This is a genomic window from Succinispira mobilis DSM 6222 (assembly GCF_000384135.1).
GTDB classification, from domain to species: domain Bacteria; phylum Bacillota; class Negativicutes; order Acidaminococcales; family Succinispiraceae; genus Succinispira; species Succinispira mobilis.
Map to the genome: position 1 here is coordinate 360,054 of NZ_KB913028.1, position 13,790 is coordinate 373,843.

14 protein-coding genes are annotated in these 13,790 nt (G+C 36.0%); all 14 read left to right on the forward strand.

Features of this window, described 5'->3' with window-relative positions:
• The first annotated feature begins 189 nt into the window (after nt 1–189).
• The 14 genes from SUCMO_RS0101725 to SUCMO_RS0101790 all read left to right on the forward strand — a co-directional run bounded on the left by SUCMO_RS0101725 (nt 190) and on the right by SUCMO_RS0101790 (nt 13,716).
• The gene (locus SUCMO_RS0101725) at nt 190–756 is read left to right on the forward strand and encodes a hypothetical protein (protein ID WP_019878687.1); all 567 of its coding nucleotides are present in this window, start codon (nt 190–192) and stop codon (nt 754–756) included.
• A 57-nt stretch (nt 757–813) separates the two neighbouring features.
• Nucleotides 814–1,782, forward strand: coding sequence for a hypothetical protein (locus SUCMO_RS10145; protein WP_019878688.1), 969 nt, complete (start codon nt 814–816; stop codon nt 1,780–1,782).
• Nucleotides 1,783–1,895: 113 nt separating this feature from the next.
• Nucleotides 1,896–3,422 (forward strand): LPS-assembly protein LptD, encoded by a 1,527-nt coding sequence (locus tag SUCMO_RS0101735; protein ID WP_019878689.1) that lies wholly within the window; start codon nt 1,896–1,898, stop codon nt 3,420–3,422.
• Nucleotides 3,423–3,433: 11 nt separating this feature from the next.
• Entirely contained in the window at nt 3,434–4,012 is a 579-nt protein-coding gene (gene gmhA / locus SUCMO_RS0101740; protein ID WP_019878690.1) for a D-sedoheptulose 7-phosphate isomerase, read from the forward strand.
• Nucleotides 4,002–5,480 carry a D-glycero-beta-D-manno-heptose-7-phosphate kinase gene (rfaE1, locus tag SUCMO_RS0101745; RefSeq protein WP_019878691.1) on the forward strand — a complete coding sequence of 493 codons (1,479 nt, stop codon included), beginning with the start codon at nt 4,002–4,004 and terminating at the stop codon, nt 5,478–5,480. Before gmhA ends, rfaE1 begins: the two co-directional genes overlap by 11 nt.
• Entirely contained in the window at nt 5,481–6,446 is a 966-nt protein-coding gene (rfaD, locus tag SUCMO_RS0101750) for an ADP-glyceromanno-heptose 6-epimerase (protein ID WP_019878692.1), read from the forward strand. It abuts the gene before it with no gap.
• Nucleotides 6,443–6,967, forward strand: coding sequence for a D-glycero-alpha-D-manno-heptose-1,7-bisphosphate 7-phosphatase (locus SUCMO_RS0101755; protein ID WP_019878693.1), 525 nt, complete (start codon nt 6,443–6,445; stop codon nt 6,965–6,967). The genes rfaD and SUCMO_RS0101755 overlap by 4 nt, the downstream gene beginning before the upstream one ends.
• The gene (waaF, locus tag SUCMO_RS0101760; RefSeq protein WP_019878694.1) at nt 6,957–8,003 is read left to right on the forward strand and encodes a lipopolysaccharide heptosyltransferase II; all 1,047 of its coding nucleotides are present in this window, start codon (nt 6,957–6,959) and stop codon (nt 8,001–8,003) included. The genes SUCMO_RS0101755 and waaF (SUCMO_RS0101760) overlap by 11 nt, the downstream gene beginning before the upstream one ends.
• A gap of 6 nt (nt 8,004–8,009) precedes the next feature.
• Complete coding sequence (waaF, locus tag SUCMO_RS0101765) at nt 8,010–9,059, forward strand: lipopolysaccharide heptosyltransferase II (protein WP_019878696.1); 1,050 nt, start codon at nt 8,010–8,012, stop codon at nt 9,057–9,059.
• Nucleotides 9,049–9,834: a glycosyltransferase family protein gene (locus tag SUCMO_RS0101770; protein ID WP_019878698.1), complete on the forward strand. Its 786-nt coding sequence runs from the start codon at nt 9,049–9,051 to the stop codon at nt 9,832–9,834. The genes waaF (SUCMO_RS0101765) and SUCMO_RS0101770 overlap by 11 nt, the downstream gene beginning before the upstream one ends.
• Nucleotides 9,835–9,858: 24 nt before the next feature.
• Nucleotides 9,859–10,623 (forward strand): glycosyltransferase family 2 protein, encoded by a 765-nt coding sequence (locus SUCMO_RS0101775; protein ID WP_019878699.1) that lies wholly within the window; start codon nt 9,859–9,861, stop codon nt 10,621–10,623.
• 2 nt (nt 10,624–10,625) lie between these two features.
• Entirely contained in the window at nt 10,626–11,645 is a 1,020-nt protein-coding gene (locus tag SUCMO_RS10875) for a glycosyltransferase family 9 protein (RefSeq protein WP_019878700.1), read from the forward strand.
• Between the two features lie 29 nt (nt 11,646–11,674).
• Nucleotides 11,675–12,472, forward strand: coding sequence for a glycosyltransferase family 32 protein (locus SUCMO_RS11120; protein WP_019878701.1), 798 nt, complete (start codon nt 11,675–11,677; stop codon nt 12,470–12,472).
• A gap of 35 nt (nt 12,473–12,507) precedes the next feature.
• The gene (locus SUCMO_RS0101790) at nt 12,508–13,716 is read left to right on the forward strand and encodes an O-antigen ligase family protein (RefSeq protein ID WP_019878702.1); all 1,209 of its coding nucleotides are present in this window, start codon (nt 12,508–12,510) and stop codon (nt 13,714–13,716) included.
• Nucleotides 13,717–13,790: the final 74 nt, after the last annotated feature.

The window sequence follows — 13,790 nt, forward strand, 5'->3', positions numbered from 1 at the left end:
GTAAGGGACAACTTTACCGACAGGCTAATATTTTTATCTTTTTAATTTGGGGATTGTATAAGGACGCAAAACATTTGTTAATCTAAAAAACAAATATCAGATAAAGAAACGGCAATTTTGAAAAAAATAGTGCGATTTTTCCAAAGTTGTGTTAAAATGAAGTATATTTAAAAATTTAGGGGGTTAGTCATGAGAAAAGTATTATTTAGCTTCTTACTCTGCAGCGTACTAATGTTAAGTGGGCTTGTAGGTAATGTACAGGCGGCCAACTTTGTTATGAGTCCAAAAGTTGTAGTGTTACCAATTGTTAGCGATATGCAAGAAATCCCAGAAGGGGTTAGTAGTCAAATTATGGATCGTATTATAGAAACTTTCCAATATCCTAAATATAACATGATCGCAGACGATTTTGTGATGCCAGTTTTGGATAAAGTTGACTATCAAAATGTTGTAAAAACACAAGGTTTAAATGAAGGCATGTTGAAAAACATTATGCTAGCAACTAACAGTGATATGGTCGTGGCTATTCATATTAAAAATATTGAGTCTGGTTATAGAACTGGTAAAGAAACTGATTATGCGACTTTAGCGGTAAAAATGGATATGATGACAGTATATTCTTGGCAAAACAAAGCTCTTGTAAAAAAAGTAAATGATGAATTAGAAACCGAATATGTTACAATTGTCAGAACTAACTGGCCAGCTAAAGAAGTAGGCAAAATTGTTTCTAGATATTTAGCTCAAGCAACAAAATAAGAAGAAATTAAAGCAGGCTGAGCAATCTGCCTGTTTTTTTTAAAGGAGGACAAGGTAATGTTTAAAAGATATCTACTTTTAGTAATGCTTTGTTTAACAATTTTTTCCTTAGTGCCTTTAACGACAAGTGCGGCAACACCACCAACGGCAGTGGGGAAATTAGGTGCGATTGAAGAGGAACTGTACGGTACGGAGCAAGCAGGAGCCTTGATTGAACGCGTAAGTCGGTTAGAATTTGACCTTTACTCGGAATCACACAGCCAACCGATTTTAGAGAGAATTGATCAAATGTATGTAGATGTAAAAGGCAATGAAGAAACTCATGCCCCAACATTTGTGTCACGGTTAAATGCGGTAGAATGGATGTTTACTAAAGCGATTACGAAGCGTCCGTCTAAGACTAGACTGGAAGAATTAGAGAAAATGATTGCGGGCGATGTTAGTGTGGGCGGTTTAATGGGCAGATTAAATGCTTTATTAGCGATGGTATATACGCAAGGCGATATTGCCGTAGAACATACTACTTTACCGAAAGATTCTTTAATTAAGGTATCTTTATTGCAAGAAGTGAACGGGAAATTGGCACGCGAGGGTGACATTATTCAATTTAGAGCAGAAGAAAATATCTTTGTTGGCAATTTGCTGATTGTACCCAAAGGTGCAACCGGTGAAGCGACGATTGTAAAAATTAAGCATGCTAGTAATTTTGGCCGCGATGGTCGCGTAGATATGGACTTTAAAGCCCTGTTGACAATTGATGGTACAATAGTGCCCTTGTACTTAGGTGAATTGGCTAAAAAAGCTACGGAATCACAAATTGCAGCAGCTGGGGCAAGCGCCGCAGGCATGTTGGTATTTGGACCAGTAGGCGCAATCGGTGGTTTGTTTGTGCATGGTAAGGAAGCAGTTATTCCAGCGGGCACAGTTTTTTATACACAAGTAAAAGAAGATGTAGCTTTAAATGGGTTGGTACGCAAGAACCAAACAGCTGATAGCTTAGATAAATTTATTGAACAAAATAAATAGACTAAATTAGTCAGAAAAAAAAGCAACCAAGGCAAAATAGCTATTTTGCCTTGGTTGCTTTTGTGTTAAAATATATTAGAATAGGTGTAGTGTCGGTAAATGGAGGAAAATTTATGGAAAAGATCGATTTAGGTAAAAAAATAGGGCAAATTCTAGTGGCAGGCTTAGTTTTGGGGCTGTGGGCAAACTCACCAGTTAATGCCAGCGAACTAGAAGAGCCACTGTTAAAATTGCACAAAGATGCACAAGGTAATTATTATCAAGTGCCCGAGACCAAAGCAACCACTGTTGAAGCAACGAATACAACAACTCAAGAAATAAAAAAGAAGAAAAAAAATAAAAAGCAAAAACAGGAACAAGTAGCTTTACCGACAACTGTCTATGCAGAAAATTTAACTTTTGACAATAAGACGGGTAATATTCAAGCAACTGGCAAGGTACAAGTAGTACGTGGTGGCGAGAGTATTATCACGGAAAAATTAGATGGTAACTATAACACCGGTGATTTGTGGTTACATGAAGGTGGACAATATCTAAGTCCTACCGCAGATTTAACTGCTGTTCAAGGTCAGTATAACTATAATGATAAAGTTGGCGCCATGCAAACGGTTAAAGGCAAAATAGATAAAGAATATATTACTTCCGAGCATGTTGATATTTATCCCGATCGGTACAAGGCAGGCAAAAGCACGATAACTCGCTGTAATGCGCATAAACCAGACTTTTATGCGAAAGCAGAGCGGGTAGATATTTTTCCTGGTAAAAAAATGATTGCCTATAATATGAAAGTGTATATTAAGGATCAGTTAATGTATACCCAAGAACGCTATGTTCAGGATATTACCCCTGGACAAGAAGATTCAATGTTTCCAACCATTCGCTATGACAATAAAGATGGCCTAGAGATTAAAAAACGCTTTACGAAATCCATAGGACATGAAGTAGAGGCTTTTTTTGATTTTGATTTATATACAGAATCGGGATTTAAACCAGTTGCGGGTGTGATTCATGATACCGATAATTATGCGGTACAGGTTTTAACTGGAGAGCAGCGCGATAGTGATAAAAATTGGATTACCAAAGAACCAGAGGCACGCTTTGATTATAAGACGAAAAAAATTGCGGATACTCATTTGAATTATAGTTTCTATGCACTGCATGGTAAGTGGGTAGATGATGATAAAAGTAGTTGGCATACTGATTTGGGCGTACGTTTATCTAGAGATCCGATTTACTTATCGCCTGATAAAAGCTGGTGGTTGAATCTAGGGACAGGTTATAGTCGCATCTTGGAAAGCTATGACCATTCAAAACGCAATGTGTTTACCGCTAACGGGGTATTTAATAAACGCTTTAATGAGCGATTGCAAGCCTGGACTGGATATTACTATACTAGTGACAAGAGTTCACTTTTTGACTATGATGACCCAGATATGAGTAAGGAAATTAGAACTGGTCTTAGTTATCAACTAACCGCTAGAGATGTGTTGAAAATTGAACATCGTTACGACGTGCAAAACAGTAATACTTATGATTTAGATTTCGCAATTGTTCATAATATGCACTGTATGGAATTAGAAATAGGTTATCGTCATAAACGCAATGAGTTTAATATGCATTGGCGGTTAGTAAATTGGTAAGGAGTGTAAATATGCAAGAAATAATACAACAACGAATAGCAGAACATATTAATGTAGCACAAGCCCTCTATCAACAGCAGGGGGAAAAAATAGAAGTTGCCGCGAGTGTTTTGGCGTGGGCCTTAAAAACCGGTAAAAAAGTTTTATTTTGTGGTAACGGTGGTAGTGCCGCAGATGCGCAACATTTAGCGGCAGAATTTGTGGGGCGTTATTTGTTAGAACGTGAGGGCTTACCGGCAATTGCTTTAACCACAGATACCTCGATTTTGACAGCAGTTGCTAATGATTATGATTTTGCCAATGTTTTTGCGCGCCAAGTGCAAGCCTTAGGCAATAATGGCGATGTTTTAATTGGGATTTCTACGTCGGGCAATAGTCCGAATGTGGTACGGGCGATCGAGGTTGCTAAAGCTAAAGGCATTGCGACAATTGGTTTTACTGGCCAAGGCGGTGGAAAGATGCGCGAATTATGCGATGTTTGTTTGGCCGTAGATAGCAAGGTAACTGCGCGTACGCAAGAGATGCATATTCTTATGGGGCATATTCTCTGTGAATTGTTAGATGGAGTTTTAATAAATCATGAAAAATAAAGAACGAGTTAATGAGTTTTTTAATAATGCAATAACTAAGCTTAAAATTGCAGTAATTGGGGATTTGATGCTCGATCGCTATTATTTTGGCGAAGTAAAACGAATTTCACCGGAAGCTCCAGTGCCAGTTAACCGCGTGCATCGCGAGAGTATGACTTTGGGTGGCGCAGGCAATGTAGCCAATAATTTGGCACAACTAGGCGTACAAGTTTTTGCGGCTGGATTAGTTGGGGCGGATAGCAACAAAGAACAGCTGTTAACTTTGATGCAGGCACAAAATATTGATACTACAGGCTTAATTGTCAGTCAAGAGCGACCGACAATTACTAAATTGCGAGTTATTGGTGGAAGTCAGCAAATGTTACGTCTGGACTTTGAACAAGCAGGGATTTTGAGCAATCAAGAACAGGTAGAACTCCAAGCTTGGCTCGACAAGTTGCTAGCACAAGGTTTGGATGCTGTGATTATTTCTGACTATGCTAAGGGGGTTTGTACCCCAGAACTATGTCAATATATTATAAAACAAGCTCATTATCAAAAAGTACCAGTGTTAGTAGATCCTAAAGGCAGTGATTGGCATAAATATGCTCAAGCTGATTATATAACTCCTAATGTTAAAGAAATGGGCGAATGTATTGGACTTGATTTAATAAATGAGGACGAAGCGATAATTCAAGCAGCCCAAGAAGCGATGTCTACCTACGCTGTGCGCAATATTGTGGTAACTCGCTCAGAAAAAGGGTTAACTTATGTAGGGCGGGGGCTTGTCTTAAGTGATCAGGCTACAGCGCGTGAGGTTTTTGATGTTTCAGGTGCGGGCGATACTATGGCCGCAACTTTTATGAGTGCAGTTGCAGGCAAATTAGTCTTAGAAGACTGTCTACAAGTAGCTAATTTAGCGGCAGGTGTAGTAGTTGGTAAAGTTGGGACGCAACCAATTATGCGGGCCGAATTGCTCGAAAGCTTGCAATTGGCCAATAACAATCCCATTTGCGCTAAAATTGCTAGTTGGGAACAAGCGCAATTATTGATTAAAAATTGGCAACAACAAGGTAAAAAGGTGATTTTTACAAACGGTTGTTTTGATATTCTCCACATTGGTCATGCCAACTATTTGGCACAAGCCCGTAATTTGGGCGATAAATTAGTTGTAGGCTTAAATGCAGATAGCTCTGTTCGGGCCTTAAAAGGGGCAACACGTCCTTTAGTGGATGAAGAAGCTCGTGCTGGTTTGCTAGCTAGCCTAGCTTGTGTGGATATGGTAGTGTTGTTTACTGAACAAACGCCAGAACAATTATTGAGCGTGCTTAGACCAGATGTATTGGTAAAAGGTGGCGATTATCAGCTAGAACAAGTATTAGGTCGCGAATATGTGCAAGAAGTGGCCTTGTTAGATTTTACCGAGGGTTACTCTACGAGTAATTTGGTAGAAAAAATAAGTAAATTAGCGAAAGAGGGTAAACTATAAATGATTATTGTAACTGGTGGAGCAGGCTTTATTGGCAGTAATTTAGTTTATGAATTGAACCAAAGAGGCGAGAGCCAAATTTTAATCGTTGATAACTTGACAAATGCGGCTAAATTTAAAAATTTAGTAGGCTTAAAAGCCGCCGACTATATCGATAAAGTGGAATTTCTTGAAAAAGTTCAAGCGGGCAAGTTTAATAGTGCTAATATCCGCGCTATTTTTCATCAAGGCGCTTGTTCTGATACAATGGAATACAATGGCAAATATATGTTGCAAAATAACTTTGAATATAGCAAGCAATTATTGCATTTTGCTTTAAATAAAAAAGTCCAATTTATTTATGCGTCTTCTGCTTCTACCTATGGTAATGGTGTAAATGGGTTTGTAGAAAAGCCAGAATGCGAACACGCCTTGAATGTGTATGCTTTTTCCAAATTGTTTTTTGATCGCTATGTGCAACAATTACAAGGGGTAAATAACCGTCAAATCGTCGGACTAAAATATTTTAATGTTTACGGACCACAAGAAAACCATAAAGGGCGGATGGCCTCAGTTGCATATCAATTTTATAACCAACTGAAAGCTGGCGATACTTTAAAACTTTTTGAAGGCGTAGATGGCTATGCTAATGGAGAACAACGCCGTGATTTTATTTATGTGAAAGATGTGGCTAAAGTTAACTTGTTCTTTTTGGATAATCCCCAAATTAGTGGGATCTATAATTGTGGAACAGGTAAAGCTCAAAGCTTTAATGATGTAGCCCAAGCCGTAATTAAGCATTTAGGGCGCGGAAAAATTGAATATATTCCTTTTCCAGAAGTCTTAAAGGGCAAATATCAAAGCTTTACGCAGGCAGATGCTAGTAAACTGTTAGCCGCAGGTTATACAGGTGGCTTTAGTGATGTCGCGACTGGGGTAGCGGAATATTGTCAGATTTTAGATCAGACTGAGGGGTATTACGCATGAGGAAAACGGTCTTTTTTGACCGCGATGGAGTTTTAAATGTAGAACGCAACTATCTCTATAAGATTGAAGAATTCCAGTGGCAAACGGATGCTGTGGCGGCAATTAAACTGTTGCAAGCACAGGATTATCGCATTATAGTTGTTACGAATCAAAGTGGTGTAGCGCGTGGCTATTATAATGAGGCTGATGTGAGCAAGTTGCATAACTATATGCAGGCTCAATTAGCGCTCCAACAAACTCGGATAGATGCCTTTTATTATTGTCCACATTTGCCTGATGCCAGTCGGGCAGAATATGCACAAGAGTGTGACTGTCGCAAACCAGGGCCGGGAATGATTTTAAAGGCCATGCAAGAACATGAGGTGCTTAAGGAGCAAAGTTTCTTAATTGGCGACAAAGAAAGTGATTTACAAGCTGCTCAAGCGGCAGGAATTCGCGGCTACCTATATCAACAAGGTAGTCTCCTAGAATTTGTGAAAAATGTGCTGGCGAAGGAAGCTGATTTAGGTAATGGGATATAAAAACATTTTAATAATAAAAACTAGCTCACTAGGCGATGTTATTCATGCTTTGCCTAGTGCGGTAGCTTTGCGCCGTTTATATCCGCAAGCAAAAATCAGCTGGCTGGTAAATCGGCCCTTTGCTGATATTATCATAGGGAACCCAGTTTTAGATGAGGTAATTATAATTGAACAACAGCGCTTTACGCGGGGCTCGCTATCAGAACGCTATGCCTATTTTAAAACTGTGCGCAAGGATTTAAAGTCGCGGCAATTCGATCTAGTGTTGGATTTACAAGGGCTGTTAAAAAGCAGTATTTTGGCGCTAATGACAGGTTGTAAGAATCGCTATGGCTATTGGGAATTGCGGGAGGGTAGTTGGTTAGTTAGCAAAGCTATTAAGGGTGAATACGCTTATGGGCATGTAATCCAACGCTATTTAGATGTGGTGCGTTATTTTGGTTCAGAAGTTGAACATCCAGAATTTGTTTTACCCAACCTCCAACCGGAGCATTTAAAAATTACGGCCTTGCTGCAAGCCAATGCAGTTCAGCCGGGTAATTTTATTGTAGTTGCCCCAGGTACAAGTTGGCCGTCGAAAGAATGGCCGTTAGAACACTATGTAGTTTTGATAAAAAAATTGCTGCGTAAAGGTTATCAAGTAGTGTTAGTAGGCGCTAAAGCAGACCAACCTAAGGCGGACTTTATTACTACACGCGTGAACAATGTTAATTTGGTGGATTTTACGGGCGCGACTAATTTACGGGAGTTAATGGCCTTATTTCAACAAGCTAGCTTATATGTCAGTGGCGACACGGGCCCACTACATATTGCTGTTGCTACTGGATTACCAGTCGTGGCAATGTATGGACCAACCAAGGCGGAACGGACAGGTCCGTATGGAATAAAAAGTCGGGTATTAACTAGTAAGATTTTATGCTCACCTTGCCGCAAACGGGAATGTACACCTTTAGTTTGTATGAGCAATATTTTACCAGAAGAAGTGTTCCAAGCTTGTGAAGATTTTCTCAAGCTTAAAAATATTAGTTTGGAGTGAAACCGTATGTTGCCTAGACAACCTCAAAAAATCTTAGTAACTTTTTTGATGCACTTAGGAGATTTACTCCTAACCACACCTTTTTTGGAAGTATTGCGACGTGCTTATCCAGAGGCGCAAATTGATTATTTGGTGGATAAAAAATTAGCGGGAGTAGTTCAAGAGAATAAACATGTAAGTCGTGTGTTAGAAATTGATAAAAAAGGTCAAGATAAAGGTGTAATGGCTTTATATCGTTACGCACAAAGATTAAGCCAAGAAAACTATGATTTAGTAATTAATCTACACCCTAACGAGCGCACCTCTTTTTTGACAGCCAACATTAAGGCAAAATGTAAAGTGGGCGCTTGTCATTTTCTGTTTCGACCATTTTATAATCAGGTGATTAAGCTTAAACGCCAACTGCACGCTGCTGATATGTATTTGCAAGTATTGCAGCAGTTAGGAATTACCCAAGATTTAACTAATCAAGGTTTGCAAATGCCTGTAAGTGAAGCGGCTTTGGCAGTAAGTGCGCAATTTTACCAACAAGCAGGTTTAAAGGTGCAGGAAAAATTGATTGGCTTAAATATTGGCAGTGCAGTACTAACTAAGCGCTGGGCGGGGGAACGTTTTGCGCAGGTAGCCGATAGCTTAAATGCGCAAGGGTATCGAGTAGTGTTTTTTGGTGGGACAATGGATGCTGAATTAGTTCAAGATGCAGTAAGTTATATGCACACTCAACCACTAATTGCGACGGGTAAGTTTTCTTTACAAGAGCTAGCCGCGGCAATGCAGCGATGTAGTTTGATTATCACTAATGATAGTGGGCCGATGCATGTAGCTATTAGCCAAAATGTACCGATTGTAGCGATGTATGGTCCGTCTAGCCCGAAACTCTATGGTCCGTATACGGAACGGGCGCTAATCGTAAGGGCAGAACCGCCTTGCTTAGACTGTGCGGGCGGAATGCGACATAAATGTGAAAAAATGGATTGTATGCGCAATCTGACCGTAGCTCAGGTTTTACAGGCCGCGCAAGAGATGCTAAGGAGTGAAGATAAGAGTGAATTATAGAATAACGCTAATGCTCTTTAGTGATAAAGCAGAGGAAATAATTCAAGCAAAAAAAATAAGTTGTTTACTGAGAGAAAAATTTTTAGAAGCTCACATAACTCTAGCTACGTTTGAGCAATACAAAAGTTTGTTTTCTAGTGACTTGAATTTAGATGAACTTTTGATTTTTAAAAATAAGTTAGGAATAAAAGAATTTATGGAAATCAGAAAAACTTTTTATCGGCGTGAAACAAACCTAATAATAAATATGGCGAAAAACAGTTTATCGAGAGCATTATTGTTTTTTACTAACTTGAAAAAAAAACCAAATAGATTTGATACGTTAAAGATAAAGTCGGCTGAAGAGGCAATAAAAAGTCTATCATTATCTGGGATTGAAAATATTGAAACTGAAATATTCTTTTCAGGAAAAGATGAAAAAATATTTGAAGAAATAATAAATTTAAATAAAGACATTAAGAAAGATTTAAATAAAAATGTGAATTTGATTTTTATTGAGAACATTAGTGATTCAAATTGTTTATTTAAAAGGAAAATAATATTAGAAAATGAAGATAGAGAACATACAATTAGGATTGTGCTTGTTAATAGTGAAAAAGAAAAAAAATTTTTTGAGGAAATATACGGGAAAAAAAGGAAAATAATATTTATGAAGTTTAGTTATAGTTTAGCAAGCTTAATAATAGATAATATAGATAAAGTATTGACCAACAATAAAATTATAAGTTATATAGCTAGGGTTAAAAAGAAGAAAAATTTGTTACTCGACATTTAAATATAATATTTAGGAGAATGAATTATGGATTTAAGTGTACTAATTTTGGCTAAAAATGAAGAGAAAAATATCAAAGAATGTATTGAAAGTGTGAGTTTTGCAGAAGAAATAATTGTTATTGATGACTTTAGTGTTGATAATACAAAGAAAATAGCTGAAGAGATGGGCGCAAAAGTTTATCAACGTTCTATGAGTGGTGATTGGGGGGCTCAACAAACTTATGCTATAGAAAAGGCATCAAAAAAATGGATTTTTTTTATAGATGCAGATGAGCGAGTTACTCCTGAATTAGCACAAGAGATTAAAGAAACAGTTAAAGCAGATAAAAATTATGGGTATTGGATAAAAAGAATAAATCATTTTAATTATAAATTGGTTAATTATGGACCATTGAGTCCAGATTATGTTTGCCGTTTAATGCCTAAAGAAGGATCTTATGTTGAAGGGTTTGTACATCCGAAAATTGTGCATAAATTTACCGACAGAAAGATGAAGTCAAATATGATTCACTACACTTATAATAATTGGGAACAATATATTAATAAAATGAATCAATATTCCTCATTAGCAGCAGAAAAAAACTTTAAGAATGGGAAAACTATGAATTTTATTCTAGACATAATATTAAGACCATTATTTGCTTTTTTCAAGATGTATATTTTAAAAAAGGGCTTTTTAGATGGGAAAATAGGGTATATGCTTTCGGCAAATTATGCTAATTATACCATGAATAAATATATAAAACTTGGTTATTTGCAAGAAAAAAGGAAAAGTTGCTATAAGGAGTAAATATGTATAAGAATATACTTGTTTCACAAGTAAAGCATATTGGCGATGCGATATTTACAACAGGAAGTATACAAATACTAAAAAAAAGATTTCCAGAAGCTAAAATATATTTATTGGTTTTGCCACATATAGAGCCACTTTTCTATCAACATGAGTTGCTAGAAGGTGTTTTAGTTTTAAACTATAATTCGAAGAAAACTTCTGCAATAGAAATGTTTAGATTTTCGCAGGAATTAAAAAATTATAATTTTGATCTTATGATATCATATGATTATAAACCAAGACCACTTATTTTAGGCTTTTTAGCAGGGATTAAAGAACGCTGGGCTGGATATGTTTATGAAAGACAAGACAAAAATATAGTTTTAAAATTTAGCACGAGATTTTTAAGAACTAATTATGATGAGAATACAATACATCAATCAGAAATATTTCGGAGATTTACAGTTGGGTTATTAGAAAAGGATTATTCTTTAGAACCCAATAGTTTACCGCAACCAACAAAAATAAATATTGACAAATGGGAAAAAACTTTCAAAAGTACTAAGAAAAAAATAATATTTTGCGTTAGAGGAACACATTATTCTAAAAACTGGAGTAAAATAAAATTTGCGAAATTATTGGATAGGTGTGCAGCTAACGGATTTGAATGTGTAATATTAGGTGCAAACTTAGACTATTACTATATTGAAGAAATAAAAGAATTGTGCTTTTCTAATCCGAAAAATATAGCGGGTAAGACAAGTTTGCAAGATCTTACAAGTTTATTTGCAGTTTTTGATTTATTAGTAAGTGTTGATACAGGTACAGGTCATATTGCGGCAACAACTGATATTCCGATAATTACTATTTTTTTAGGGAGTAATCCCGCTAAGTGGCGACCAATTAGTAAAAACAGTTATGTTATTTGTTCTAAAGAGAATGAGGATGCAATAAACAAAACAGGAAATAATATTTATATAAAAGATAGAGTTGATGTAGATGATGTTTACAAATTGATAGAAGAAATAATTTTTAGTTAAAAAATAAGTTGTTTATCTAGGAGAAAATTATGATACCAAAGATAATACATTATGTATGGGTAGGAAATGCAGTAAAAGATGAATTAGTCGAATCTTGTATTGCCTCATGGAAGAAATATTTACCAGATTACCAAATTATTGAGTGGAATAATGAAAAAGTAAAAGATATCGATAATAGATATATGCAAGAGGCTTTTAAGGCTGAAAAATGGGCGTTTGTTTCAGACTATGTGCGTCTATATGCCTTGAACAAGTTTGGTGGATTTTATTTTGATACAGATTTAGAAATAAAAAGAAATCTAGATGAATTTTTAAAACTTGATTTTTGTACTTGCTATGAAAAACTTGGGAATAAAAGTAATCCAGTAATGACGGCATTTCTAGCTGCAGAGAAAGGTAATTCAATCATTAAAGATTTAATGATTGAATATGATGGTAGAACTTTCATAACAGCAAAAGGTTATGACTTAACGACAAATGTACATCATGTGAAAAAATATTTTGAAAAAACCCATTCCCTTTATGCCCCCTATAATATACATGAGAAGAAAGAAATTAGGAAAGGTGAGATTATCTTCCCTTATTTTTATTTTTGCATAGATGAAGGTGAAAATACTTATGCAGTTCACAAACTAAGTGGGTCATGGCTTAATGGATATGAAAAAAGATTAAAATTACGATTAGGTAGATACTTTCTTGTGGTATATAAAAGACAGAAAAATAATTCCACAAATGAAATAGAATTAAAAGGCAAGGAAAAGATCATTGCCAAGATAAAGATAACTAAGCGAAAATATTTAGCTATAGTAAGTGATTTAGAGTATTAACATAAATTTATAAAAAGAAAGTAGTTGTGTTATTAATGAAAACTGTTGGATTGCATGATATAGGTGTAAAACTTATTATTGCCTTAACATTTATATTGACTTTTTACAGAACTGGTAGCAATATTGTTTTAGGATTGTTAGCAGTAACTTCAATAATTTATTATCTGAAAAATTGGCGTCAAATAAAGCTGGAAATATATCCTTTTGTGGATCGGTTTTTTATAGCAATGTTCATAATGATGATTATTGTAGTATTTTTTTCGCAAAATATTAATATTAGCATTATTTGGTTTGCGTGGATATGTACACGATATTTGCCGATCTTTATTTATCGACCGTTTTTAGAAGAAAATTTTGTTGCGGAAAATTTTTTTAAGGCTTTGGCTTTAGGAAGTGTTTTATGCTTTGTTTTTGTGGCCGGGCAAGTATTTATGCACAAGGCGATAATTCATAATGGTGCGCCCCGTGGGGCTGGAATTTTAGGAATTATGAATGTAGCTGGAATGTGTAGTATTATAATACCTATTTTTGTAGCTCTAACAATGGAAAGCTGGCAAAAACATCAATATCGCTTAGGCAATATTTATCTAGTGGTAGTGTTAGCTAATATGGCTACGTTACTGTTGAACGGTACAAGAGGTGCGTGGTTAGCTACAGCTGTAGCGATAATAAGTTATTTTATTTTGTTTTGGCGGCCGCGGCTAAGAACTTGGCTAATAGTGCTAATTATTTTAGCGGCGTTATTATTAGGAATTAGTCAACTAGGTATAATAAAAAGCCGTACTGCCAACAATATGGAAAATCGGATGTCGGTTGTTACCAGATTGCAGATGTGGGAATTGGGCTGGAAAACCTTTTTGCAACGACCTTTGGTTGGGGTAGGCTATGGTAATGTACCTAATTATGAATATAAGGTGGAACAGGGCGACTATAAGGTAGTACTAAGAGATAAGCTAAATAAGCAGGATATGGCTCATTTACATAATCTATATATGCAAACTTTGGCCGAAGCAGGGATCGTTGGGATGACAGCCTTAATAAGTTTTCTCGGGAGCATTTTTTATACCTTTTGGCAAAAACGAAATTTTCTTTGGAGTAAAATTGCAACGGTGGCTTTAATTGGATTTCTAGGACATAGCATGTTTGATTATACGTATGGGATAAGTTCAGAAATGTATTTGATTACATTAGTAATAACTTTGACTTTGGTTCGTTTAAAAAAAGGAGCAGATCATAGAGATTAGTATGGATAAATTAGAGAAAATTTATCGGGAATTATAAAACTTAGAGATAATAATTGTAAAAATTAGGTAGGGAA